The sequence below is a fragment of the Anaeromyxobacter sp. SG66 genome (assembly GCF_022690805.1).
GTDB lineage: Bacteria > Myxococcota > Myxococcia > Myxococcales > Anaeromyxobacteraceae > Anaeromyxobacter > Anaeromyxobacter soli.
Map to the genome: position 1 here is coordinate 55,416 of NZ_JALCZC010000006.1, position 24,751 is coordinate 80,166.

General features: G+C 73.5%; 23 protein-coding genes. 15 read left to right on the forward strand and 8 right to left on the reverse strand.

All coding sequences use genetic code 11. The annotated features are described in order from the left end of the window. Positions 1 to 778 precede the first annotated feature (778 nt). Positions 779 to 1,321, forward strand: a complete 543-nt coding sequence (locus MNZ39_RS03735) for a hypothetical protein (RefSeq protein WP_242334679.1) — start codon at positions 779 to 781, stop codon at positions 1,319 to 1,321. Positions 1,322 to 1,462: 141 nt separating this feature from the next. Here the strand turns inward: MNZ39_RS03735 and MNZ39_RS03740 are convergent, their stop codons facing one another. Then, complete coding sequence (locus MNZ39_RS03740) at positions 1,463 to 2,671, reverse strand: glutathione-independent formaldehyde dehydrogenase (RefSeq protein WP_242334682.1); 1,209 nt, start codon at positions 2,669 to 2,671, stop codon at positions 1,463 to 1,465. A gap of 274 nt (positions 2,672 to 2,945) precedes the next feature. Between MNZ39_RS03740 and MNZ39_RS03745 the strand changes: the two genes are divergently transcribed. From MNZ39_RS03745 to MNZ39_RS03790, 10 genes are read left to right on the forward strand one after another with little or no spacing between them, the layout of a single operon-like run. Beyond that, positions 2,946 to 4,898 (forward strand): FAD-dependent oxidoreductase, encoded by a 1,953-nt coding sequence (locus MNZ39_RS03745; RefSeq protein ID WP_242334685.1) that lies wholly within the window; start codon positions 2,946 to 2,948, stop codon positions 4,896 to 4,898. After that, positions 4,895 to 5,395: a ubiquinol-cytochrome c reductase iron-sulfur subunit gene (locus tag MNZ39_RS03750; RefSeq protein WP_242334688.1), complete on the forward strand. Its 501-nt coding sequence runs from the start codon at positions 4,895 to 4,897 to the stop codon at positions 5,393 to 5,395. The genes MNZ39_RS03745 and MNZ39_RS03750 overlap by 4 nt, the downstream gene beginning before the upstream one ends. Positions 5,396 to 5,404: 9 nt before the next feature. Further along, positions 5,405 to 6,760 carry a cytochrome bc complex cytochrome b subunit gene (locus tag MNZ39_RS03755; RefSeq protein ID WP_242334691.1) on the forward strand — a complete coding sequence of 452 codons (1,356 nt, stop codon included), beginning with the start codon at positions 5,405 to 5,407 and terminating at the stop codon, positions 6,758 to 6,760. 2 nt (positions 6,761 to 6,762) lie between these two features. Then, positions 6,763 to 8,034, forward strand: a complete 1,272-nt coding sequence (locus MNZ39_RS03760; RefSeq protein ID WP_242334694.1) for a cytochrome c family protein — start codon at positions 6,763 to 6,765, stop codon at positions 8,032 to 8,034. Next, positions 8,031 to 9,935, forward strand: a complete 1,905-nt coding sequence (gene nosZ, locus MNZ39_RS03765) for a Sec-dependent nitrous-oxide reductase (RefSeq protein ID WP_242334697.1) — start codon at positions 8,031 to 8,033, stop codon at positions 9,933 to 9,935. Before MNZ39_RS03760 ends, nosZ begins: the two co-directional genes overlap by 4 nt. A 16-nt stretch (positions 9,936 to 9,951) precedes the next feature. After that, entirely contained in the window at positions 9,952 to 10,632 is a 681-nt protein-coding gene (locus MNZ39_RS03770; RefSeq protein WP_242334701.1) for a hypothetical protein, read from the forward strand. Continuing rightward, positions 10,629 to 12,011 carry a nitrous oxide reductase family maturation protein NosD gene (nosD, locus tag MNZ39_RS03775; protein WP_242334704.1) on the forward strand — a complete coding sequence of 461 codons (1,383 nt, stop codon included), beginning with the start codon at positions 10,629 to 10,631 and terminating at the stop codon, positions 12,009 to 12,011. The genes MNZ39_RS03770 and nosD overlap by 4 nt, the downstream gene beginning before the upstream one ends. After that, the gene (locus tag MNZ39_RS03780) at positions 12,008 to 12,931 is read left to right on the forward strand and encodes an ABC transporter ATP-binding protein (protein WP_242334707.1); all 924 of its coding nucleotides are present in this window, start codon (positions 12,008 to 12,010) and stop codon (positions 12,929 to 12,931) included. Before nosD ends, MNZ39_RS03780 begins: the two co-directional genes overlap by 4 nt. Next, entirely contained in the window at positions 12,928 to 13,386 is a 459-nt protein-coding gene (locus tag MNZ39_RS03785; RefSeq protein WP_242334710.1) for a nitrous oxide reductase accessory protein NosL, read from the forward strand. Before MNZ39_RS03780 ends, MNZ39_RS03785 begins: the two co-directional genes overlap by 4 nt. Further along, the gene (locus MNZ39_RS03790; RefSeq protein ID WP_242334714.1) at positions 13,383 to 14,231 is read left to right on the forward strand and encodes an ABC transporter permease; all 849 of its coding nucleotides are present in this window, start codon (positions 13,383 to 13,385) and stop codon (positions 14,229 to 14,231) included. The genes MNZ39_RS03785 and MNZ39_RS03790 overlap by 4 nt, the downstream gene beginning before the upstream one ends. Before the next feature lie 299 nt (positions 14,232 to 14,530). Here MNZ39_RS03790 and MNZ39_RS03795 read toward each other — a convergent pair whose 3' ends face one another. Beyond that, positions 14,531 to 15,718, reverse strand: a complete 1,188-nt coding sequence (locus MNZ39_RS03795; protein WP_242334717.1) for an HNH endonuclease — start codon at positions 15,716 to 15,718, stop codon at positions 14,531 to 14,533. A 394-nt stretch (positions 15,719 to 16,112) separates the two neighbouring features. Continuing rightward, positions 16,113 to 16,274 (reverse strand): hypothetical protein, encoded by a 162-nt coding sequence (locus MNZ39_RS03800; RefSeq protein ID WP_242334720.1) that lies wholly within the window; start codon positions 16,272 to 16,274, stop codon positions 16,113 to 16,115. Between the two features lie 159 nt (positions 16,275 to 16,433). Here MNZ39_RS03800 and MNZ39_RS03805 point away from each other — a divergent pair, with 159 nt between their 5' ends. The 3 genes from MNZ39_RS03805 (at position 16,434) to MNZ39_RS03815 (ending at position 19,051) form a co-directional block, all read left to right on the forward strand. Then, the gene (locus tag MNZ39_RS03805; protein ID WP_242334723.1) at positions 16,434 to 17,486 is read left to right on the forward strand and encodes a nitronate monooxygenase family protein; all 1,053 of its coding nucleotides are present in this window, start codon (positions 16,434 to 16,436) and stop codon (positions 17,484 to 17,486) included. Positions 17,487 to 17,577: 91 nt separating this feature from the next. Further along, entirely contained in the window at positions 17,578 to 18,435 is an 858-nt protein-coding gene (locus MNZ39_RS03810) for a putative RNA methyltransferase (protein ID WP_242334726.1), read from the forward strand. A gap of 133 nt (positions 18,436 to 18,568) precedes the next feature. Then, positions 18,569 to 19,051 (forward strand): DoxX family protein, encoded by a 483-nt coding sequence (locus tag MNZ39_RS03815; RefSeq protein WP_242334791.1) that lies wholly within the window; start codon positions 18,569 to 18,571, stop codon positions 19,049 to 19,051. Between the two features lie 23 nt (positions 19,052 to 19,074). Here MNZ39_RS03815 and MNZ39_RS03820 read toward each other — a convergent pair whose 3' ends face one another. After that, complete coding sequence (locus MNZ39_RS03820; protein ID WP_242334729.1) at positions 19,075 to 20,223, reverse strand: MFS transporter; 1,149 nt, start codon at positions 20,221 to 20,223, stop codon at positions 19,075 to 19,077. Positions 20,224 to 20,426: 203 nt separating this feature from the next. On the opposite strand from MNZ39_RS03820, the gene MNZ39_RS03825 reads away from it, so the two are divergent. Then, positions 20,427 to 21,272: a S1/P1 nuclease gene (locus MNZ39_RS03825; protein WP_242334732.1), complete on the forward strand. Its 846-nt coding sequence runs from the start codon at positions 20,427 to 20,429 to the stop codon at positions 21,270 to 21,272. 8 nt (positions 21,273 to 21,280) lie between these two features. On the opposite strand, the gene MNZ39_RS03830 is transcribed toward MNZ39_RS03825, so the two are convergent. The 4 genes from MNZ39_RS03830 to MNZ39_RS03845 all read right to left on the reverse strand — a co-directional run bounded on the left by MNZ39_RS03830 (position 21,281) and on the right by MNZ39_RS03845 (position 24,455). Continuing rightward, the gene (locus MNZ39_RS03830; RefSeq protein WP_242334735.1) at positions 21,281 to 22,300 is read right to left on the reverse strand and encodes an aldo/keto reductase; all 1,020 of its coding nucleotides are present in this window, start codon (positions 22,298 to 22,300) and stop codon (positions 21,281 to 21,283) included. A gap of 429 nt (positions 22,301 to 22,729) precedes the next feature. Further along, positions 22,730 to 22,879 carry a hypothetical protein gene (locus MNZ39_RS03835; RefSeq protein ID WP_242334739.1) on the reverse strand — a complete coding sequence of 50 codons (150 nt, stop codon included), beginning with the start codon at positions 22,877 to 22,879 and terminating at the stop codon, positions 22,730 to 22,732. Positions 22,880 to 23,009: 130 nt separating this feature from the next. Further along, positions 23,010 to 23,417, reverse strand: a complete 408-nt coding sequence (locus MNZ39_RS03840) for a bacteriohemerythrin (RefSeq protein WP_242334742.1) — start codon at positions 23,415 to 23,417, stop codon at positions 23,010 to 23,012. A 78-nt stretch (positions 23,418 to 23,495) separates the two neighbouring features. Further along, positions 23,496 to 24,455, reverse strand: coding sequence for a DUF5996 family protein (locus MNZ39_RS03845; protein ID WP_242334746.1), 960 nt, complete (start codon positions 24,453 to 24,455; stop codon positions 23,496 to 23,498). Positions 24,456 to 24,751 lie beyond the last annotated feature (296 nt).

Consider the following 24,751-nt stretch of genomic DNA (forward strand, 5'->3'; position numbering starts at 1 on the left):
GCTCCGCGTCGCCGAGGCCCGTCGCGTCGGAGGTGGCCGTGGACGCGCCGCGGCCCACCGCCTCGATGGCCTTGTGGACGAGCGGGAGCGTGCCGGTCAGCGAGAGGCGGTCGGTCGGCCGGTACACCGCGTTGAGCCGGAAGGACCACTGGGTGAGCTCGTCGGTGAGGGCGGGATCTGCCTCGTTGCCGGCGTCGACCCGGAGGTACTCGGTGTCGAGCTGCAACCGGAAAAGGCCGGTGATGGCGGCCGGATCGCTCGACGTGAGCAGCGGATCTCCGCAGGCGCACACGGAGCAGGCGCGCGCGGGGAGGGCTGCCGCCAGGCCGGCCGCCGCCAGGGCCGCGAGGCAGAGGCGCGCGGTGAGTGGATGGAGGCGCCCCATTTCGGTCCCTTGGCGATACATCCCCTCCTCCGATCGGCGCGCGTGCCCGGTGTCACCAGCGAGCCGCAGGCTCGGCGAGCGCAGGACCGGGTGTAATCGGCGCTCGCTCTCGACGCTGGGCCGCAGGGGATCGCGCAGCGGTGAACGAGCCGTCTCACCGGTCTCCGGGCGCCGCGTGAATAGACGAAGGACGGGCGCGTCTGTTCTCGGAGCCCGAGGCCTTCCGACCTGCGACGATCCGTCTGGCCCCGGATGGCCCTTTCCGGGATCCAGCGCAGGCGATTGAGGGTGGTTTACTCGCGGTCTCTTTGGCCCCACCTGGGCCGCCCTGGCGGTCGTGCTTGGTTCACCCAGGGAGCGATGACGCTCCCGCACTCGGAGAGGACACAGACGATGACGAAGAGGATCGCAGTCACGCTCGCGTTCGCAGCGCTGGTCGGCTTCGCTGCCCCGGCTCGCGCCCAGGAGACCGGCAAGGCGAAGGCCGACGCCGCCGCGGCGCGCGCCAACGCCGCCGCAGCGCACGCCGACGCCGCTGCCAAGAAGGCCGACACGGCCGCGAAGAAGGCCGACGCGCAGAGCGAGGCCGCCGCGAACAAGGCCGAGGAGAAGGGCGAGGCCGCCGCGGCGAAGACCGAGGAGAAGGCCGCCGAGACGAGCGCGGTGGCCGGCGAGAAGGCCGGAGAGGCGAAGGCCAAGGGCCACGAGACGGCCACCACCGCCAAGGCCAAGGCGAAGACTGGCAAGGCCAAGGGCGTCTCCAAGGCCAAGACCGGCAAGGCGAAGGGCGAGGCGACCGCGGCGGAGGCCAAGGCCAAGGGCGAGGAGAAGGCCAAGGCCGCGCAGGAGCGGATCGAGACGGAGCCCGCGCCCGCCCCCGCTGCGCCTGCTCCGGCTCCTGCCCCGGCGCCTGCGCCGCCCGCGACGAAGCCGTAGCCCGGCCCAGGCCCCGCGGTACCCCGACGACCCGGCCATCCGCCGGGTCGTCGGCGTTCGAGGCGGTTCGTGCCCGGAGCCCTTCCGGGCGGAGGGCACGGCGCGCGAAGCGTCTTCGGATCGCGCGCCTCGATCGGGCGTTCAGCGCGCCGCTGCCTCCTGGCCCGGCTTGATGAGGACCTTGGTGTAGCCGGGCTCGCGCCGATCGAACTTCCGGTACGCGTCCGGCGCCTCGCTGAGCGGGATGCGCCGCGACACGATGAAGCTCGGCTTCGCCCGGCCGGCGATGATGAGATTGCGCAGCACGAGGCTGTAGTTCTTCACCGGCGTCTGTCCCATGCCGAGCTGGATCCCCTTCTCCCACAGCTTGCCCCACGGCAGCGTGTAGGCGCCCTGCTTCGCCGCCTTGTCCTTGCCGCCGGGATCCTCGGGCAGGAACACGCCGATGATGCCGAGCGCGCCGGTGGGGTTCACGACCTCGACGAGCTGCTCGGTGAGCGACGTCGGGTGCTCCTTGCTCGGATCCTCGAAGTCCTTCGCCTGGTAGCCCACGGCGTCGATGCCGCACATCACGCCCGCCATCTTCTCCTCGCCGCGGCGCATCGCCCCGCGCACGAGCGGGTTCGCGAGCCGCATGCTGCGGATCTGCTCGGCGGGCGGCCCCTTGCGGAAGTCGATGGCGATGGCGCCGATCTTTTGCGCCTTCTCGAGCCGCTCGGGGATCGCGTCCACGACGTACACCTCGGCGGCGCCGCGCAGCATGGAGCTGTACGCGGCGAGCAGGCCCACCGGCCCCGCCCCGAAGATCGCGACCGTGGAGCCGGGCTGCACCCGCGCCATCTCCGCCGCGTGGTAGCCGGTCGGGAAGATGTCCGAGAGGAGCAGGAAGTCGTCCTCGAGCTCGTCGCCCGGCTTGCCCGGCAGCTTGATGCAGTTCGCCTCGCCCCACGGCACGCGCAAGAGCTCCGCCTGGCCGCCCTTGTACGGGCCCATCCCCACGTAGCCGTAGGCGGCCCCGGCCGCCTCGTCGTTCGTCACGAGGCACGCGCTCGTGTAGCCGCGCGAGCAGTTGAAGCAGGTGCCGCAGGCGATGTTGAAGGGCAGGACCACCCGATCGCCCTTCTGGAGCTGCTGCACGGCGGTCCCCACCTCCTCGATGACCCCCATGTTCTCGTGGCCCATCACCACGCCCGGCTCGGCGGCCGTGCGCCCCTCGTACATGTGCAGATCGCTGCCGCAGATCCCGGCGGTGCTGATCCGCACGAGCACGTCCGTCGCGCTCTCGATCCGCGGATCCTCCACCTGCTCGACGGACACCTTCCCCGGTCCCTTCCACACCACCGCGCGCATGTGTGACCTCCTGGAAGACTCGAACTTCGGCACGTGAGGCGCGGCTGGCATCGGGCCGGGGGCCGTCCGGCCCCACGCCGCGGCGCTCTCGCCCGGCACGGCCCCTCGGCGGCCGACGCCGGCGTGCCGCTCCGAGAGTGCGCGCTCCGCGGCGCCGTGCCACACCCGAGCCGACGAGCCCAGCCGGAGTGACCGGGCGTCCTGACGTCTACGATGGGGAGTGCCCAGCAGGATGAGCCGCCCGGCACGGGGTCGCGCGGAGAATTTCCCACCGATGGGGATCACTGCGCGGATACCCGGGCTGCGCGACTGGCAGGAGCAGGTGAAGTGCCAGGCGGGCTGCCCCGTCGCCACGGACGCAGGGCGCTACGTCCAGCTCGTCGCCGAGGGACGTTACGAGGAGGGTTACCTCGTCGCGCGCGCCCCGAATCCGTTCGCCTCCGTGTGCGGCCGCGTCTGCGCCGCGCCGTGCGAGGAGGCCTGCCGGCGCGGGAGCGTGGACGCGCCGATCACCATCCGCGCGCTCAAGCGGACCGTCTGCGAGCGTCACGGCGTCGAGTCGATGCACCCCGAGACGCAGAACCGCCTCCGGACCGAGCCGATGCGGGAGGGGAATCGCTACGCCGGGCACCTGCCGGTCGAGCGCGTCGAGGCCCCGCCCGCCCGGCGGCGGCCGAAGGTCGCGGTGATCGGTGCGGGCGCGGCGGGGCTGTCCGCAGCGCACGACCTCGCCCTGCTCGACTACGAGGTCACGGTCTACGAGGCCTCGCCCGAGCCGGGCGGGATGATGCGCTACGGGATCCCGGAGTACCGGCTCCCGCGCAGCCTGATCCAGGCGGAGATCGACGCGATCCTCTCGCTCGGCGTCACGCTCCGGCTGGAGACGCCGCTCACGCCGGAGCGCGGCCTCGCGGCGCTCCGCGCCGAGGGGTTCGAGGCAGTCTTCCTCGCGGTCGGCGTGCAGAAGGGGCGCGAGCTCCAGCTGCCGGGCGTGGAGCTCGACGGGGTCGTGAAGGCCATCGACTACCTCCTCAACGCCAACCAGGGATACCGGCTCGACCTGGGCCGCCGGGTGGTCGTGATCGGCGGCGGGTTCGTGGCGTTCGACGCCGCCCGCACCGCGCTGCGCGTGAGCCGCGAGGAGGAGCTGAAGGCCCTCTCGGACGAGGCCGGCGGCGAGGCGGACGCGCGCCTCAAGGAGGCGCTCGACTCCGCGCGCGAGGCGCTGCGCGGCGGCGCGACGGAGGTCACGATCGTCTCCCTCGAGGCGTTCGAGGAGATGCCCGTCCTGCGCACCACGCAGGGCCACGAGGAGTTCGAGGAGGCGCAGCGCGAAGGCGTCCGCTTCCTGCCGCGGCGCGGCCCCAGGCAATTCCTCGGCGAGGGCGGCAAGCTGCGCGCGGTCGAGCTGCGCAAGGTCCTGTCGGTGTTCGACGAGGCGGGACGGTTCGCGCCGCGCTACGACGACGCGGACACGACGACCCTCCCGGCCGACGGCTGCATCCTCGCCATCGGGCAGCGCGCGGACCTCTCGTTCCTCCACCCGGAGGACGGCGTCGAGCTCACGCCGGGCGGCACGATCCGCGTGGACCCCGGCACGCTCGCCACCTCCGCGCCGGGGGTGTTCGCCGGCGGCGACGTCGCGTTCGGGCCCCGGAACCTCATCGAGGGCATCGCGAACGGCAAGCGCGCGGCGCGGTCCATCCACCGGTACCTCGCCGGGGAGCGCGCCCGGCTCGAGACGCGGCTCGACGTCGAGAAGATCCCGACCCGCGACTACCGCATGATCGCCGGGTTCGAGCTGCTCGATCGGATGCCGCCCCCCACGCTGCCGGTGGACCGGCGCACCGGGATCGCCGAGGTCGAGGTCGGGTTCTCGGAGCTCCAGGCTCGGCAGCAAGGGGCGCGCTGCCTCGTCTGCCACGTCCAGACCATCTACGACCCGGAGAAGTGCGTCCTCTGCAACCGCTGCGTGGACGTCTGCCCCGAGTACTGCCTCGCGCTCGTCCCGCTCGACGAGGTGGAGCTGCCCGAGGGGGAGCGCGCCGAGGTGGTGGCGCGCGCCACGGCCGGCGGGCTGCCGCTCTCCGCCATGCTGAAGGACGACACCGCCTGCATCCGCTGCGGGCTCTGCGCCATCCGCTGCCCGACGGACGCGATGACGATGGAGCGCTTCACCTTCACGGAGCGCTGGACCGCGGCGGCCGCGCCGGAGGGGACGCCATGACCTCGGATCGCAGGGAGTTCCTGAAGAAGCTCGGGATCGGCGTGGGGCTCGCCTCCGTCGCCGGTCAGGGGCTCGCGTCGCTCCGCTCGCTCGTCCCGAACGTCTCCTACGACGCGCCCACGGTCGTGAAGCTCGGGATCCCCGCCGAGTTCCCGGAGGGGATGAAGTTCCTGCCGGAGCAGCGGCTGTTCGTGTTCCGCGAGGGCAATGTCTTCCACGCGATCTCGGCCGTGTGCACCCACCTCGGCTGCACCGTCCGCGCGGAGGCGCTCTCCTCCCCGGTGGTGAAGAAGGTCGGCGGCACCGAGCTCCGCCTCACGCACCGGTTCCTCTGCCCGTGCCACGGCTCGCAGTACACGGGCGACGGCCAGAACGTCGCCGGACCGGCGCCGCGGCCGCTCGAGTGGTGGGCGCTCTCGATCGCGCCCGACGACGGGCAGCTCGTCGTGGACCTCGCGAAGCCGGTGGAGCGCAGCTTCCGCCTCACGACCGCCTGAGGAGGCGCCATGGCCGTCCTGCCGACCGTCCCGCCGGAAGCGCCCCGCACCGCGCCGGGCGTCCACCTCCGCCGCCTGTGGAGCGTGCGCCCCGCCTCCGATCGCGAGGCGGGCGACGCGATCGTCGCGAACTTCATCCTCCACTGGTTCCCGGCGCGCTCGCTCAAGGAGTCGATGGAGTGGCGCTACTCGCTCTGGCTCGGGACCATCTCGACCGCGCTCCTCGCCCTCCTCGTCGCGTCCGGGATCCCGCTCCTGTTCCTGCACATCCCGTCCGTCGAGCGGGCCTACGGGTCCGTGAAGGACATCGAGAACGTCGTCACGTTCGGCTCGTGGATGCGCGCGGTGCACCGGCTCGGCGCGCACCTCATGGTGGCGACCGTCTTCCTGCACCTCGTGCGGGTCTTCCTCACCGGCGCCTACAAGAACGGCGTCGGCCGCGGCCAGAACCGTGAGTGGAACTGGGTCATCGGCGTCGTGATGTTCCTCGTGACGCTGTTCCTGTCGTTCACGGGGTACCTGCTCCCGTGGGACCAGCTCGCCTACTGGGCGGTCACGGTCGGCACCAACATCGCCTCGGCGGTGCCGCTCGTCGGGGCGCAGATGCGAGAGCTGCTCCTCGGCGGCCGCGCCATCGACCAGCCGACGCTCACGCGCTTCCACGTCCTGCACGTGATCGTGCTCCCCGGCGTGCTCGGGGTGCTGTTCGCCTACCACATGTGGCGCATCCGCAAGGACGGCGGGCTCGCGCGCGCCGATCACGCGACGCGGCTGCCCGCGCCCGCCGAGGTGCCGGCGGAGCGCACCCGCACCAAGACGTACTCGCTCCTCGGCGTCGCGCGCGGGCAGGGACCGCTCATCCGCGCCTCGTCCGTCGAGCGGCCGGAGACCACGGTCAGCTCGGTCCCGGAGCTCACCCGCCGCGTCGCCCTCGTCATGCTCGGCACCGTCGCGGTGATCTCGATCCTGGCGGTGTTCGTCCCGTCGCCGCTCGAGGAGCCGGCGAACCCCCTCGTGACCCCCAACCCGGCGAAGGCCCCCTGGTACTTCCTCTGGCTGCAGGAGATCGTCACCGACACGACGATCCGCATCGGCTCCTTCACCGTGAACGGGGCGCTCGTCGGCGGCGTCATCCTGCCCGGCCTGCTCGTCGCGCTCCTCGTCGTCTGGCCGTGGCTCGATCGCAGCCCGGCCGCGGCGGCGGGGCGGTGGTTCCCCCGGAGCCGCCGCACCCAGAACGCCGTCTTCCTCGTGATCGTCGCCATCGTCCTCCTCCTCACCATCGTCGGCACGTTCTCGCGCGGCCCCTACTGGCACCTCTACTGGCCGTGGCAGGCCTGGCCCGAGATGCCGACCCGGTTCTGACCATGGAACCCGTGACGCCATCGCCGTTCGCATCCCGTGACCGGCTCCTGTTCGCGATCGTCGGCGTCCTGCTCGTCGTCTCGACGATCCTGTTCGTGTGGAGTGACCGCGCGAAGGACTGGCGCTGGTACCAGGCCGAGTTCCGCGGGCGCGTCGCCGAGAAGTTCGGCGAGGAGAAGGCGCGGGGGGTGCACGACGGCCTCGTGCAGATCTGGGTGCCCGAGCTGCGCCGCGCGGACCGCTGCATCACCTGCCACCAGGCCGGGCCGTGGAAGGGGTTCGAGGCCGCGGAGGAGCCGTTCCGCACGCACCCGCCGGAGATCCTCCGGAGCCACCCGGTCGAGCGGTTCGGCTGCACCGCCTGCCACGGCGGCCAGGGGTACTCGATCGACGCCGACGAGGCGCACGGCCCTGCGCCGCACTGGGAGGAGCCGGTGCTCGGGCCGTACCTCGGCGAGGCGTACTCGCTCGCCTGGGAGGACAAGGGCACGCTCATCCAGATCAACTGCAACCTCTGCCACCGCTTCGAGCGCGAGACGAAGGGGGCCGACGCGGTGAACCTCGCGAAGAAGCTCGTGCGCGACAAGGGCTGCCGGGCATGCCACGTCGTGAACGGCCGCGGCGGCACCATCGGCCCCGACCTGACCTACGTCGGGGACAAGGCGCCCGAGCAGTACGACTACTCGCGCCTCCTCGGCCAGAAGACGGCGTTCGCCTGGCACGTCGCGCACCTGAAGGAGCCGAAGGCGATCGTCCCGGAGACGGTGATGCCGAACTTCGGGTTCTCGACCCGCGAGGTGCAGGCGCTCGCCATGCTCGTCACCTCCTGGCAGCGCACGTCGCTGCCGACGTCCTTCGCCCCGGGCGCGCCGCGGAGCGAGCCGCAGACGCAGCAGGAGGTGGCGGAGGAGGAGCGGATGCGCACCGGGCCGGGCGCCTGGTTCGTGAAGACCGGATGCTTCGTCTGCCACAGCATCTCCTCGCTCGGCGTGAAGAGCCCCGCGCAGATCGGGCCGGACCTGTCGATCGCCGTCGAGGACGTGCAGAAGCGCTTCGGCCGCACCCTCGACGACTTCCTCGCGGCGCCGACCGGCACGATGGCGGTGGTGCTCTCCCGGCAGATCATCCTCACGCCGGAGGAGAAGAAGGTCGCGATCGCGAAGCTCCGCGAGGCGTTCGCCGCCTGGCAGAAGGAGCGCGCGAAGGGCGCGGAGCCCGCCGCGAAGCCCACGGAGCCGGGCGTCGAGCCCGCTAACATCAGGAGGACGCCATGACGGTGCAAGGAAGCAGGCGCTTCGCGATGGCGGCGGCCGCGCTCGCGATGATCTCGATCGCGGGCTGCGCGCCGTCGAAGCCGAAGGGAGGACGCCGCGCCCCGGCAGGCGCATCGGACACCGCGGTGGCCGCGCAGAAGACGTACATCGCCCCGGGCGATCTCGACGAGTACTACATGTTCTCGTCGGGTGGTCACTCCGGCCAGGTGTTCGTGTACGGGCTGCCCTCGATGCGGCACCTCGGCACCATCCCCGTGTTCACCCCCTACCCCGGCACGGGCTACGGGTTCGACGACGACACGCGGAAGATGCTCGGCGAGTACACCTGGGGTGACGCTCACCACCCGGGGCTCTCGGAGACGAAGGGCGACTACGACGGCCGCTGGCTCTTCATCAACGACATGAACGGGCGGGTCGCGCGCATCGACCTGCGCGACTTCAAGACGAAGCAGATCCTCGGCCCCATCCCGAACGTCTCGGGCAACCACGGCTCGTCCTTCGTCACGCCGAACACCGAGTACGCGATGATGTCCTCGCGCTTCTCGGTGCCGATCCCGCTCGGCACCTACGCGCCCATCGAGAAGTACGCCACCGACTACAAGGGCGTCGTCGTCGGCGTGAAGATCGATCCCAAGTCGGGCGAGATGTCGCTCGGGTGGGAGATCGTGACCCCGCCGTTCGACTGGGACCTGGGCGACGCCGGCAAGGGCGTGTCCGACGGGTGGATGTTCTTCACCTGCTACAACTCCGAGCGGGGCACGGGGAAGCTCGAGGTGACCGCCTCGCAGCGCGACCGCGACTACATCGCCGCGGTGGACTGGCGGCTCGCCGAGAAGTCCGTCGCCGCAGGCAAGGGCAAGATGATCGGCGGCGTGCGCGTGCTCGACCCGCGCGAGATCCCCGGCCTCATCTACCTCATGCCCTGCGGGAAGTCGCCGCACGGCGTGGACGTCTCTCCCGACGGCAAGTGGATCGTCGGCTCGGGCAAGCTCCAGGGCGTCACCACCGCGTTCAACTTCGAGAAGGTGCAGACCGCGATCCGGAACAAGGACTTCGCCGGCGACGAGGACGGGATCCCGGTGCTCAAGTACGAGTCGATCAAGGACGCGGAGGTGCCGGTGGGACTCGGCCCGCTGCACACCCAGTTCGGCACGGACGGCTACGCGTACACCTCGCTGTTCGTCGACAGCGCGATCGCGAAGTGGAAGCTCGGGACCTGGGAGGTCGTCGACAAGATCCCGGTCTCGTACTCGGTCGGCCACCTCGCAGCCGCCGAGGGCGACACGGTGAGCCCGGACGGCAAGTACGTCGTGTCCCTGAACAAGCTCTCCCACGGGCGGCACCTGTCGCTCGGGCCGTCTCAGCCCGAGTCGTCGCAGCTCATCGACATCACCGAGGAGAAGATGAAGCTGCTCTACGACGCCTTCACCGAGCCCGAGCCGCACTACGCGCAGATCATCAAGGCGGACAAGGTGAAGCCGATCGAGGTCTACCCGAAGGAGGAGAACCACCACCCCCTCGCGACCTGGGACGTGAAGGAGGCGGGCCTGAAGCGCGAGGGCGACAAGGTGATCGTGCGCACCGTGGTGGTCCGCTCCACCATCACGCCGACGAGCGTGGAGGTGAACCAGGGCGACACCGTCACCTTCGCCATCACCAACATCGAGCAGACGACGGACGAGCTGCACGGGTTCGGGCTGCTCGGGTACAACCGCAACCTCGTCCTCGATCCCGGCGAGACGAAGACGGTCACCATCAAGGCCGACAAGCCGGGCGTGTTCCCCTACTACTGCACGAACTTCTGCTCCGCGCTCCACCAGGAGATGCAGGGTTATCTCATCGTGAAGCCACGCGCGGGCGGCGACGACAAGGGCCGCAAGCGCGACAACGGCCACGACTGACGGCGGAGGGCGCGTGATGCGATCGGAACGGGCGATGTCGCCGCCGGCCGGGCGGCTGCGCGGCTACATCGTGAGGAGCCACCGGGTGCTGGACTCGCCGATCAGCGCTGCGCCGCGGGCGCTCCTCGTGCTCGCGGCGGTGCTGCTCGTCGTGGCGCTCACGCAGCCGCTGTGGGACATGACGATGTTCGCGCCGCAGTACCAGGACGGCCTGCGGCTGCACATCTACGCCTCGCAGCTCGTGGGTGGCAACGGCGGCCAGGACCTGAAGGAGATCAACCTCCTCAACCACTACATCGGCATGCACGACCTCGCGCAGGAGAGCTTCAAGGAGTTCCTGTGGATGCCGTTCGTCTTCGGCGCCCTCGCGCTCCTGCTCCTCCGCGCCGCCGTGTTCGGGACCGTCGGGAACGTGCTCGACGTGACGGTCCTGTCCATGTACGTCGGCGCGTTCTCCCTGTGGTCGTTCGCAAAGACGATGTGGGCGTACGGCCACGAGCTCGCGCCGACCGCGCCCGTGAAGGTCCCGCCGTTCATGCCGCCGGTGTTCGGCTCGAAGCAGCTCGCGAACTTCGAGGTGTACTCGTACCCCGGCGTCGGGACCTGGGCGATCATCGTCGCCGCGGTCGCGATGGCGGTCGCGCTCGCCGTCGCCGTCCGGGGCGCGCGGCGCGAGCTCGCCGCCGAGCCCGCATGACCGCGGCCGGGCTCCTCGCCGCCCTCATCGCGGCGCAGGCCGGGGGCGACATGCCGAGCGTCGCGCCGGGGCAGCTCGAGGGCCGGCCGCCCCCCGGCGAGGCCTCGCCGCTCCAGGCGCGCGTCGACGCAGCGCCCGCGGGCGCGACCGTCGAGGTCGGGCCGGGGACGTACGACGGCGACCTCGTCATCGACCGCCCGCTGCGGCTCGTCGGGCGCGGGCGGCCGCTCCTGCGCGGCTCCGGCAAGGGGAGCGTGGTCCGGATCCGGGCGGCCGGCGTGACGGTGGCCGGGTTCGACGTGGACGGGCGCGGCGGCGGCGACCTCGGCCGCGACAGCTCCGGCGTGCACGTCTCCGCGCCGGGAGCCGTGGTGCGCGACAACCGGATCGCGAACGCGCTCTTCGGCGTGTACCTGCGGGAGGCGCCCGGCGCGCGCGTCGAGGCGAACGTGGTGCGCGGCATCCGCGGGAAGGATCCGGGCGAGAAGGGCTCGGGCATCCACGTCTGGAACACGGACGGGTTCACGCTCGCGGGGAACGACATCGCCGACTGCCGCGACGGGCTCTACATCCAGTCCTCGCCGCACGGCACGATCCTCCGCAACTCCGTCCGCGACCTGCGCTACGCGATCCACTTCATGTACTCGGACGACAACGTCTTCGAGGACAACCTCTTCGAGCGCTCGGACGCCGGCGGCGTGCTCATGTACTCGCGGCGGCTCGTCTTCCGGCGGAACCGCTTCCTCCACAATCGCGGCTTCGCCTCGGTCGGCCTCCTCCTGAAGGCCTGCGACGACTCGCTCGCCGAGGACAACCTGCTCGCGGACAACGCGCGCGGCGTCTTCCTCGAGGGCTCCTACCGCAACCTCCTGCGCAGGAACGTCGTCGCCGAGTCGGACACCGCCCTCGTGGTGTACGACTCGTGCGGCGAGAACCGGATCGAGGGGAACGCGTTCATCGCGAACCTGACCTCCCTCACGCTCGTGGGCCGCCGGACGGACACGGTCCTCGACGGCAACTACTGGTCGGACAACGACGAGCCCGACCTCGACGGCGACGGTGTCTCCGATCGGCCGTTCGTGCTCGGGAGCCTGTTCGATCACCTGCGCGGCAACCTCACCGCCGCCGATCTGCTCGCCCAGAGCCTCGCCGCCGCGGCGCTGGGGGTCGCCGAGCGGGCGTTCCCCGTGCTCGCGCCGTCCGAGGTCGCCGACCGGCGGCCCCTCGCGCGCCCGCCTTCGCTCCCCGCCGTACCCCGCCCCTCGCCGCGCCCGCGGAGGCCCGATCCGCTCGGGCTCGCGGGCTCGCTCGCGGCGCTCGCCGCCGGCGGGGCGCTGCTCGCCGGCGCGCGACCTCGGCGGCACGTGGAGGCGCCGTGATCCGCTTCGACGCCTTCGGCAAGCGCTACGGCCGGCATCGCGCGGTCTCGCGCGTCGACCTCGCGGTGACCCGCGGCGAGGTCGTGGCGCTCCTCGGCCCGAACGGCTCCGGGAAGAGCACGTGCCTCAAGGCCGCGGCGGGGCTCGTAAGGCCGACCGACGGCCGCGTGGAGATCGGCGAGCCGCTCCGCTCCGCGGCGCTGCCCGAGGCCCGGCGGGGCGTCTCGTTCCTGCCGCAGAAGGTGGCGTTCCCCGAGGCGCTCACCGGGCGCGAGGTGGTCGAGTTCTACCGCCGGTTGCGGGGCGCCGCCCGCGGGCGCACCGAGGCCGCGCTCGGGCTGGCCGCGCTCGAGGGCGCGGCGGACCGTCCGGTCGGGACCTACTCGGGCGGCATGGTCCAGCGGCTCGGGCTCGCCGTGGTGGCGCTGGCCGACGCGCCCATCCTCCTGCTCGACGAGCCCACCTCCTCCCTCGACCGCGCCGGCCTCGCCGCCGCCCACGCGCTCGCCGATCGCGGCCGCAGCGAGGGACGCGCGGTGCTCTTCAGCACGCACCAGCTCGCCGACGTCGAGCGTCTCGCGGACCGCGTCGCCGTGCTCGTGGACGGGGCGCTCGTCGGGAACCTCGATCGCGCCGAGCTCGCGGAGCGTCTCGCCCGGCGCGGGGTCCTGCGCCTGCGCGTCGCGCGCGCGCCGGCCGCGCTCCCGGCCGAGCTCGAGCGGCTGGCACCCGGCGCCGAGCTCCACGGAGACGAGATCGTGGTGATCGGGCCCGCCGCGGTCCGCGCCGCCGCGCTGGAGGCGGTGCGCGCGAGCGGCGCCGAGCTGCGCGGCCTCTCCTCGGAGGAGGGGCGGCTCGACCTCCTCTACGACGAGCTCGTCGGCGCCGCCGGGCGCTCCGGAACGGAGGTGCGGGCATGACGTCTTCCCTATCGCGCGCGCTCGGCGCGCTGGCGCTCCTCGCCGCGCTCGCCTGCCGGACCCGGTCGCCCGCGCCGGCGCCCCTCGACACCCGGAACGACGCCTGCGCTTTCTGCCGGATGGCCGTCTCGGATCGCCACTTCGCCGCGCAGCTCGTGGCGCCGGGCGAGGAGCCGCTGTTCTTCGACGACCTCGGCTGCCTCGCCCGCCACCTGGCCGCGTCCCGCCCCCACGCGGGCGCGGTGGCCTGGGTCGCCGATCACCGGACCGGCGAGTGGGTCCGGACGGCGCGCGCCACGTACACGCGGAATCCCAGGCTCGAGACGCCGATGGGCTCGCACCTCGTCGCGCACGCGGACGCCGCCTCCCGCGACGCGGATCCCGCCGCGCGCGGCGGCGTCCCGGCGACCGCCGCGGAGATCTTCGGCCCCGCGGGGCCACCGGACGGCAGATGAGCGCACCGACCCGGCTGGCCGCCCTCTCCCTCGTCGCGCGCCAGGAGATCGCGCTCGCGGTCCGCTCGCGCTGGACGGCGATCTTCGCGGGCGTGTTCGCGCTGCTCGCCGTGGGCGTGGCGGCGAGCGGCTACGTCCTCTCGGGCGGCAGCGGCTTCGAGGACTTCGCGCGCACCAGCGTGTCGCTCGTCCAGCTCGTCGTCCTGGTGGTGCCGCTCGCGGCGCTCGTGATGGGCGTGCTCGCCGTCGCGCCGGAGCGCGGCACCGCCGAGCTCCTCTTCTCGCAGCCCATCGGGCGCGGCGTCGTCCTGCTCGGGCAGCTCGCGGGCCTCTTCGTCGCCCTCTCGGCCGCCGAGCTCATCGGGTTCGGCGCGGCGGGGCTCGTCGTGTTCCTGAACGCCGGGGAGGAGGGCGCGGGCGCGTACTTCCTCCTCGTGCTCGGGGCCGTCCTGCTCACCGCGGTCTTCCTCGCGATCGCGGCGCTCGTCGGCGCCGGCGCGGTGGGGCGCAAGCGGACGCGGGCGCTCGCGCTCGCCCTCGTGGTCTGGTTCGCCGCGACGGTGCTCGTCGACGTGGCCGCGCTCGGCGTCGCGACGCTGCTCCGCTCCACGGCCGCGTCGCGCCTCCTCGTGGCCTCGGTCGTCGTGAACCCCGCGAGCGCGATCCGGGTCGGATCGCTCCTCGCCGTCCAGGGCACCGCCGCGTTCGGCGCAGCGTCCCTCGCGCTCCTGCGGCTCACCGGCGGACCGGTGGGCGCGGCGCTCCTCCTCTGCGCCTCGGTCCTCGCGTGGATCGCCCTGCCCATCGTGGCGGCGGTTCATCGGCTCCGGCGGATCGACCTGTGAGGTGGGCGCGCGTGCGCGGCCCTACTCTCTCCCCCGCACGCGAGGTGTCTCGTGTCGAGGGTCCCGCGCTCTCCGCATTCGGGATTCGTCACATTTTCGGCAGCTGACCGACGGAGCCGCTCCGGACGGACCAGCGGCGCACCGCGCGATCCGGTTGGGCATCGACGGGTCGGCCCGGCGCGGTCCGAGAACGCTTCCGTTCGGAGCACTCGGGCGGCAAGAGCGGTGACCGACACGGGGCCGACGTGGGTCGGGTTCGGAAGGGGAGGTTCGGCTAGCTCCGTGAACGGCCCGCAGAATCACGGCGCCCACATGCCCAGCTGCATCCCGGGATACAGCGATGCCACGCCAGCGCGCGAGAGCGGCGTCGGCCGTGCGTTTGCGTCGCGGCGGAAGCGATCCATGTGCTCGCGCCCGAAGGTGTTCTCTGCGTGAAGAAGATTATGGGGTCGGCAGGCGAGCCGAAGATTATCGATCGTCGTCGGCCCACCGAGGGCGGCGGGTTGGATGTGGTCGAGCTCGAGCTTCCAGCGACTGTTGCAGCGGCAGCCGTCCGAGCCCACCCAGGCGCACCGCCCGCCGTCGCGCTTCCACACCGCGCGGCGCACTATCGCCGGGATCGTGGACCTCGCCGTCGGCGGCTTCGCCGCATGCTCCTTCGCGCCCTTGGCCTCGTCCTTCGTCTTGCGCTCGGGCGCGACCGCGCCCTTCCTCTTGCCGTGCTTCTCGATGGCGCAGCGGATCGCCTCGTGGAGCACCGCAGCGAGATCGCCGTCCGGGACCTTGTGCGAAAGGAGCGATCGGAGCGTCTCGAGGTCCTCCTTGCAGGCGCGATCGAGCGTGACGCGGAGCGACCAGTGGCTCTCCGACACGGCGAGCGTCTCGGCCCTTCGCTTCGGCTTCACGAAAGTGGGTGGGGGCGCCGGGAGCGGACCGGTGTCGAGGGGCGAATCGAGGGTCGGCTTCGCAGGGCCGGGCGCGGTCGCCGTCTCGGCCCGCTCGGCTTCTGGGAGCTGCAGCGGGGCGCTCACCGCGGCGGGCGCTCGCTCGGCCAGCTTGCGGAGGCCTGCGCGCGGCGCGGTGCGCGCCTGGATGGAGGCGACGAGGTGCTCGACCTCGGCCCGGGTCCGGAAGGCTGCGCGAGCTAGGAGGTCGCCCACGTTCTCCTCGGTGAGCACCTGGCCGAGGAGCGCCACGGTGGACAAGCACAGGCGCCCATCGCGCAGCGGAGCCTCGAGATTCGGGAAGCGGCGCAGCACGCGCATCGCCTGGATACGCCGGCCGGCGGCGCCCTCGCGCAGGTGGAGGGCCTCCAAACAGTAGGCCCACAGGGACGCATGACCCGCCGCGACGAAGGCTCGGCGCCGATCGAATTCGTCGAGGTGCAGGAGGAAGTCGACCTGGACGTTTCGTTCCTCTCCGGCGAGCTCGCGCAGGCGGAGGGCGAGGACGTTAGAGTCGAGTGAAGCAGGGGCGAGCGCAGACATGAGGTGCACCTCCAGTACACCCTTCGTAGCACGCGATTTTCGGAGCTCCGGAGACGCTCCAGGCTCGCGCCTGCGCGGCGTTCTTCGGCGCATCCTCGTCGATGCCTTTCGGCGATCGCCACGCGTGACACGCGCGAGGCGCGTGCGCGAGAGCGGCATTTTCGCGCCGGCCCGTATGCTCGAGCGCGCTCGTGGCGAGAGGGCGTCAATGGGAAATGTTTCACCCACCGCAACTGGGACGCCCGCGCTCTGGGCGAGCGAATTGCCCGACGTAGCGAACTATCGCTGGCGATAGCTGTTACTTAAGGTGAACCGCGGCGACCTTTCGCGACGCTCGGGTCCGTGCGCAGGCGCGAGCTGTGGATGCGCGTCGTTCGCATGCGCTCGCGCGAATTCACGCCTGCGCCGAGCCCAGCCGGTTCCACGCCCACGACGAGACGTCCGCCTGGCTCGCCGCCTTCGCCGCCTTCATCGGGTCGCCGCTCAGAGCGCGTGCGCCGACTTCGTCGATGCCTGAATCCGCCATGCGCGCGAAGACGTCGGTCGAAACACCCACCGCTCGTCCCGCGAGTACTTGGGCTTCGATGAATGGCGGACTCTCCGCCGGGGGCGCCCCCCTCGCGCCTGTGCCGCGGCGTCTCCTCCGGCCTAGAGCCTCCCGAGACCTCGGCTCGCGCCCGGAGGGGCGGCCGCCGCTCGGCAAGGGAGAGACCGCATGGCAGCCCAGGCGAACGCGCTCCTCGCGCGGCTCGGCTTCGAGCACCCCATCATCCAGGCGCCGCTCGGAGGCATCCCCACGACCACCCTCGTGGCGGAGGTCTCGGAGGCCGGCGCGCTCGGGAGCCTCGGCGCGGCGTACCTCTCGCCGGAGCAGCTCGAGGACGCGATCGGCGAGATCCGCTCGCGGACGTCCAGGCCCTTCGCGGTGAACCTGTTCGCCGGCGGGTGGGACGCGAAAGCCGCGGGCGACGCGCGGCGGATGCTCGAGCTCCTCGCGGGCGTCCACGGGCGCCTCGGCCTCCCCCCGCCCACGGTCCCCGCGCTCCCCGCGGACACGTTCGAGGCGCAGCTCGCGGTGGTGCTCGACGCGCGCCCCGCGGCGTTCAGCTTCACGTTCGGCGTCCCGTCCGCGGAGGTCCTCGGGCGTCTCCGGGAGCGCGACGTCTTCACCATGGGGACCGCCACCACGGTGGAGGAGGCGCGGCTGCTCGAGCGGGCCGGCGTGGACGCCGTCGTCGCGCAGGGGGCCGAGGCCGGCGGCCATCGGGGCACCTTCGCCGGGCCGTTCGAGGCGGCGCTCGTCCCCACCGCGCGGCTCGTGGCCGAGAGCGTCTCCGCCGTGCGCGTCCCGGTGATCGCCTCGGGCGGCCTCATGGACGGGCGCGACGTCGCGGCGATGCTGCGCCTCGGCGCCGCCGCGGCGCAGCTCGGCACCGCGTTCCTCGTGACGCCGGAGTGCGGCGCGTCGGCCGCCTACAAGCGGGCGATCCTCGCCGCGCGCGCCGACACGACCGCGCTCACGCGCGCGTTCTCGGGGCGGCCGGCGCGCGGGCTCGAGAATGCCTTCATGCGCCTCGTCGACGCAGAGCCGGGCGCGATCCTCCCCTACCCGCTCCAGAACGCCCTCACCCGTCCGATGCGCGCCGCGGCGGCGCAGCAGGGCGACCCGGAGCACCTGTCGCTCTGGGCCGGGCAGGGCGTCGCGCGGGCGCGCGCGCTGCCCGCGCGCGAGCTCGTCCGGCGCCTGGTCGAGGAGCTCGGGGCGTGAGGGCGTCGGACGCTCGCGCGGGCCGGCGCGAGGCGTGCCTGCGGGCGAGTCGGGGCACCCGCGGTCCCGGTTCGTGCTAAGCCGGGCTCCGATGCTCCCCGAGATCCTGAACGCCCTGCGCTGCCCGCTCTGCGCGGGGCCGCTCGCCGAGGTCGCCGCCGGGAGCGGCCGCGCGCTGCGCTGCCCCGCCGGGCACAGCTTCGACCTCGCCCGGCAGGGCTACGTGAGCCTCGACACCGGCAGCCGCCCGCACGCAGGCGACTCGGGCGAGATGATCGCCGCCCGCGCGGCGTTCCTCGCCGCGGGACACTACGCGTTCGTGACGGACGCGCTCGTCGCGGCGGCGCGCGAGGCGTGGTCCGGCGGCGCCGGGCCCGCGCGGCTCGTGGTGGACGCGGGCGCGGGCACTGGGCACCACCTCGCGGCGGTGCTCGACGCCCTCCCCGAGGCCGCGGGGCTCGCGCTCGACGTCTCGAAGCCGGCGCTCCGCCGCGCGGCGCGCGCCCACCCCCGGGCCGCGGCCGCGCTGTGCGACACGTGGCGCGGTTTGCCCGTCGCGGACGGCGCGGCGCGGCTCGTCCTCGACGTCTTCGCGCCGCGCAACGGTCCCGAGTTCCGGCGCGTGCTCGGCGAGGGCGGCGCGCTCGTCGTCGTCACGCCCGCGCCCGAGCACCTCGCCGCGCTCGTGGACGCGCTCGGGCTCCTCGCGGTGGACCCCGAGAAGGCCGAGCGCGTCGAGGCGAGCCTGGGGGAGCGCTTCGTGCTCCAGGGCGAGGTGCTCGCCTCGCGCGAGCTCGCCCTCGAGCATGCGGAGGTGCGGACGCTCGTCGGCATGGGCCCGAGCGCGTGGCACGCCGACGCCGCCGCGCTCGCCGCCCGGATCGCCGCGCTGCCGGAGCCGGTGCGGGTCCGCGCGGCCGTCCGCGTCGGGACCTACCGGCCCCGGTGACGTTGCCCCTCCAGCGCTCGCCCCGCGCGCCCTCGCCGCGCCGCCGTGCGTGGCGGCGCTCGTGAGGCGGCGCGCTCCTTGTCGCGCCGGCTCAGGGCACCAGATTTCCCCGGGGGGAGATCTCGTGAGCTCGATGACCGCTGTCGCGAAGGACGCTGCGTTCGTCCCGGTGCGCGCCACGCTCGGCGCGACGATGCTGTACCACGGCCTGCAGAAGCTGCGAGGTGAGGGTCCGAAGCAGACCGGGGAGATGTTCGAGGGGCTCGGGATCAAGCCGGGGGTCACCTGGGCGACGCTCACCGGCGTCGCGGAGGTGTTCGGCGGCGCGACCGCGATCCTCGGGATCGGCACCCGCCTCGGCGCGCTCGCGATCCTCGCCACGCAGGCGGTCGCCGTCGCGAAGGTGCACGCGCCGAAGGGCTTCTCCAACGTGAACGGGGGGTTCGAGTTCAACCTCGCGCTCATGGGGATCGCCGCCGCGCTGCTCACCGCCGGCCCCGGTCGCTTCTCGACCCACGAGCTCGTCGAGCGGAGCGTCGCGCGCAGCTGGCGGGGATGGGCCCTCGCCCCGCGGCGCCAGTCCCGCGCCCTCGGCTTCGTGAAGCTACTGAAGTAGCGCGGCGCGCTGAGCGCGCCGGATCAGGCGGGCGCGCGCCCGCACAGCGCCGCATTCGCGGCGATCCCGACGCCGACCGAGGCGGCGCAGACCGCCACCACCGCGCCCCAGCCCCCGGCCTGCCAGGCGAGCCCGGGGAGCGCCGAGCCGAGCGTCCCGCCCGCGTAGTAGAAGGCGAGGTAGAGCGCGCTGGCGCCGCCCTTGGAGGTCCGCGCCGAGGCGTTCACGAACGCGGGCACGACCGCCTGGGCGGTGAACGTCCCGAGCACGAGCACCACGAGCCCCATCACCACGAGCGGCAGGGGCCCCGCGAGCACGAGCACCATCCCGAGCGCCTCGCCCGCCAGGCCGAGGCCGATGAGGCGCCGGGGCGGCACGCGGCCGGAGAGCCTGCCCGCGAGCGGCGACGCGACGACGCCCGCGGCGTACACGACGTACACGCTCGAGACCGCCGCGGTGGAGAGCCCGTACGGCGGGGCGGACAGGTGGTACGGCAGGTAGGTGAAGATCCCGATCCAGCCGAAGAAGAGCGAGAGGCCGACGAGGTAGGCCCCGACGAGGCGCGGATCGCGGAGGTGCCGCAGCATCCCGGCGTACGCCGCGACGATCCCGCGCCCGGCGACGCGCGCGCCCGGCACGAGCCCGCGAGCGAGCACCGCCGCGGCGGCGAGGGTGAGCGCCGCGAACGCCACGAACGCGGCACGCCAGCCGAGGTGGGCGGCGATGGCGCCCGACCCGACGCGCCCGACGAGCCCGCCCACGACCGACGCGGCGATGATGCCGCCCACGACCCGTCCGAGCTCCGCGGGGGAGAACCGGTCGCCCGCGTAGGCCACCGAGACCGCGGTCATGCCGGGCACGAACGCGCCCTGCAGCGCGCGCAGGCCGACGAGCGCGCCGAACGACGGCGCCGCGGCGCAGGCGAGCGTCGCGAGCGAGAGGAGCGCCGTCGCGCTCGCCATGACGCGCCGCCGCCCGAGCGCGTCGGAGAGCGGACCGTACACGCTCGAGGCGGCGGCGACGGCGAGGACGACCGCCGAGACGGTGAGCCCCGCGCGCGCCGGACCCACGCCGAACTCCCGCGAGAGCAGCGGGAGGATCGGCTGGGTCACGTACATGTCCGAGTAGGCCGCCACCGTCCCGACGTACAGCGCCACGCGCTCGCGATCCATCGCGCGCACGATACCGCAGGCGCGGTCCGGTCGGCCCGGACCGCTCGTCGCCTCCGGCGCCGGGTTCCACTCGGTTCCAACGACTCCGCGCGGCGCTAGTATCGCGTGCGGGGCGCGTGTGAAGCCCCGAACCCGGTGCGAGCCGAGGTCCGCGTCGGCAGGGAGCGGTAGGCTCGAGGTTCTCCCCTAGACGCCGAGGCCAGATGACCCGCTCCCCCGCCACGCTCCCGCTCCTCGCCCTCGCCGGCGCGCTCGCCGTCGGGCCGTCGCCGGCCGCGGCCTGGTCCACGCAGGGCCACCGCGTCGCGGCGGCCGTCGCGGAGGAGCGGCTCACGCCCGCGGCGCGGCGGCTCGTGCGAGAGCTCCTCGGCGCGACGCCCATGTCCGACGCGCGCGTCGCCGGATGGGCCGACGCCCAGCGCGAGCCCGCCACGCGGCCCTGGCACTACGTGAACATCCCTCCCGGCGCCGCCGGCTACGTGCGCGAGCGCGACTGTCCGGGGGACGCCTGCATCGTCGCCGCGATGGAGCGCGCCGTCGCAGAGCTCCGCGACGGAGACTCGGCCGTCCGGAGGGCGGACGCGTTCCGCTGGCTCGTCCACCTCGCCGCGGACGTGCACCAGCCGTTGCACGCGGACGGTCGCGATCGCGGCGGCACCGAGCTCGAGACCCGCACGCGCGGCGGGAAGAGGCCGCGCAGCCTGCACCGGGTGTGGGACGAGGACGTGCTCCGACCCATCCTGTACCGCCGCGGCGCGGTGGCGGCGGGGCGCGCCCTCGCGCGCGAGGTCCGCGGCCCGGAGGCGGCGCGCGCGGCGGCCGAGCCGTCGCCCGCCGCGTGGGCGAACGAGTCGCATGCGCTCGCGCGGGCGCTGTACGCGGAGCTCGAGCCGCTCCCACGAGAGGGCCGCAGCCTCGTGCTGCCGGACGCGTACCCGGACCGGCAGCGGGCGCGGGCGGAGGCGCAGCTCCAGAAGGCCGGGGTGCGGCTCGCGGCGCTGCTCGATCGGATCGCGCTCGCGCGGGAGGCTCGCGCCGGGCGGAGGTGAGGGTCGCCCTACCCGAGCCACTGCGGGTTCTGCGTCGTCCCGTCGTACTCCTCGGTCGTCTTGTAGAGCTCGTTCGCGCCGTCCTGCCCCGCCGCGGCGGAGCGGGCGAGCAGCGCGTTCATGCGATCCACGGCGAGCGGCTGGAAGCCCCGCGCGACGCGCAGCGCCTGCTCGACACGCTCGACGGTATCGCAGCCGGTGACGACCACGCTCGCGGGGAGACTCATCGCGTAGCCGAGGCACTCCTCCGCCGAGGCGATCCCCTGCTTCACGATGCGGGCGTCCGCCATCGGCTTCATGCCGATGACGCCGATGTCCTTCTCGAGGAGCACCGGGAGGACGTTCTTCTCGAAGCTGTCGTGGTGCGCGTCGAGGACGTTGAGGGGCAGCTGCACCGTGTCGAACCGGAAGCCGTGCGCGTCGGCCTCGCGCAGCATCTCGAGGTGCCAGCGAGGCGACTTGTGCCCGGTGAAGCCGATGTAGCGGAGCTTGCCGGCCTGCCGGGCGGCGACGAGCGCCTCGATGGCGCCACCCGCCGCGAAGCAGCGCGCGGGATCGGTGGGGCGGATGACCTCGTGGATCTGCATGAGGTCCAGGTGGTCCGTGCGCAGGCGCTGGAGCGACTCGTCGATCTGCCGCGCCGCCGTCGCCGCGTCGCGGCCGTCGATCTTCGACATGAGGAAGACCTTCTCGCGGTAACCGCCCTGCAGCGCCTTCCCCATCCGCCGCTCGCTCTCGCCGTCGTTGTAGTCCCAGCAGTTGTCGAGGAAGGTGATGCCGCCGTCCACCGCGGTGCGGACGATGCGGAGGCTCTCCTCCTCCGTCGCCTGCATCCCCATGTGGAAGCCGCCCAGCCCGACGAGCGAGACCGCCACGCCCGTGCGCCCGAGCTTCCGCTGCGGGAGCGGCGACCCGCCGGCCGCCGGGACGGCGTCATGCGTCCCGCCCTGTGCCGACCGACCGCCGCACGCGGCGAGCGGCGCGAGGGTCATGGCCGCGGACAGCTCCAGGAACTCTCGACGCGTCATGGTGGCGTCCCCCTCCCCGAACGATGGGCGCGACGGAGACGCGGCGGGAGGGCGGACGTCCCGCCCGCGCGGAGCCGCCGCCCGAGCCTGGCGAGCGCTCGCGCGCCCCAAACGCCGCGGCTCGCGCCCGTGCGCGCGGGCGGCTCCCCGCCTCGCCGCCGGACGCAGCGCCCCACCCTTCACCTACGGTGTCTACCCCGTTCGCCCCGGACCCGCTGCGAACCCGTTCAAGTGGGTGGCCTGGGTCTCGCCGCGCACAGAACGGAGAGTGAACCGAGGGCCCGCGGCATCCCACGGTCGAGGGACGCGCGCTGGCGGGAGAGGCGACGGGGCGCGCGAAGCGACCACGCGCCACGACATGAATGCGCGTTCACCGGAGCGGCGCCGACCGGGAGAGGGTCGCGCGCGCACCGTCGGCTGGGCTCGCCGTCAGCGACGGCGGCGCAGGCGGCCGGCGCGGGCAGGCACCGTCACGCGCGCAGGCAGCCGTGCCGGCCCGGACGGGCGGGTCAGCTTGGCGAGTGCAGCGACCAGCACGGCGAGCGAGACGGCGATCAGCACGGCGAGGAACGTGGCCACGAACACCTCCGGAGAGACCGAGGTGTCGAACCGCCGGCGCACAGCCGCAATTCCTTGCGTCGAGAACGACGCTTCCGGGCCACGGGGAGACGGGCGAGCGCTCGCCGCGCTGGGACGCGACGGAGGTCCGTCAGCCGTGCGTGTGCGGCGCGACGTGCGCCGCGAGCCGCCGATCGGCGTCGTTCATGTGCGCCGCGAGGGCGGTCCGGAGGTCGAGCGCCGCGGTCGTGGCGAGCTGCTCGTCCCCGCTCGCGAACGCGCGCTGCAGCTCGCGCATCTGCTCGAGGAACGCGCCGTGCTCGCCCGCGTGGGCGTCGCGCTCGGGAAACGCGCTGCCCTCCATGAGCAGCTCCTCGCTGCCGAAGTGCGCCACGCTGTAAGCGAGGAGCTGATCGGCGAGGCGCCGCGCCATCCACGGGCGGCCCTGCTCGAGGGAGTCCACGAACGCGCTCACCAGCCCGATCTGCAGGTGGTGGTCGTGATCCATCGCCTCGTGCCCGACCTCGAGCCGGTCGTTCCAGGTGTGCGTCTCTTTCATGGCTCCTCCACGTGCCGGTCCGCGATCCGGGCACTCCCATTGCCGGCGGGCGAGCAGGCCTCAACGCCCGCCGGGGGGTCAGTGGACCGGCGGCGGGGCGCCGGAGGTCTCGCCGTAAGCCGGCGCGGCCGCCTCCGCGGGCGCGCCGCGCTCGAGCGCGGCGCGATCCCAGCCTCCGAGCTCCGCCCCGGCCTCGTAGGTGGTCTCGAGGAATTCCCGGAGCCGCGCGTCCGGATCGGCGTCGGCGCAGACCGCCGCGTAGGGCAGCAGGAACTCGTGCAGCCCCTGGTCGTAGCGGGCCTCGCGCGGACGGACGGGCGCGGAGGCGAAGCCCGGCGGCTCCGGCGCCGCGTACGCGTAGAACGCCGCGTCCTCGAACCCGCCACCGCCCGGCCAGAAGCCGAACGACATCACCTCGTGCGAGTAGGCCTCGCGCGTGATCCAGTCCGCGCCGGGACGCTCCGGCGCGCGCCGGCCGGAGAAGAGCGTGACCGCGAGGTCGAAGCTCCCCCAGAAGAAGTGCACCGGGCTCGCCTTGCCGAGGAAGCGCGCGCGGAAGTCGCACAGGACCCGGGTCGTCGCGAGGAGCACGCGCCAGAAGCGCTGCGCAAACTCCGGATCGTACGAGGCGTGGAGGTCGTCCTTGTCGAACGGGACGGGGTCGGGCACCTCCACCGGCATCGTGCGGATGGGCACGTCGATGGCGAGGTCGCGGAGCATCCCCATGAGCCGCGCGTGGAAGCGCGACACCGGCTGCGCCACGAGCGGCATCGCGCCGAAGGTCCCGTCGCTCGTCGCGACCTCGAGCTGGTGGTCGAGGAGATCGAGCGAGATCTCGAAGCCGGTCGCGCCGTGGAACATGAGCGAGGTCGTGAGCCCGCGCGCCGTCGGATAGAGCGGCACGTTCCACCAGTGGTTCACGAGCGGCGTGGACGCGAGGCGCACCTTGCCGATGACCTGCGTCCACATGTGCAGCGTCGCGCGCGTGTCGCTCCAGCGCGACAGCGGCAGCTCCGGCCACGCGATCCGGTCTCGCATGCTCCCCCCCTCACGCCCGCGGCGCTCGTGTCTCTCAAGCTGCGCAGCCGAGGAAGGCCCGCGCCAGCGCCAGGTGGAGCGGGCTGGACCGAGCGGCCGAGCGGGCGAAAGCCGCCGTAAGCCGGTAAGCGCTGCGCCCATCGCTCACGATCGTCCGCATTTATCGGAACGACCGCGTACCCGGGGGAGGGGCCCCACGCGCAGCGTGGGGAGGGGGCAGCGCCCCCTCCCGGCGGGGAGCCGTCGCGGGGGCGCCCCGGGGGGGGGGGGGGCGGCGGGGGGCCGGCGGGGGGGGG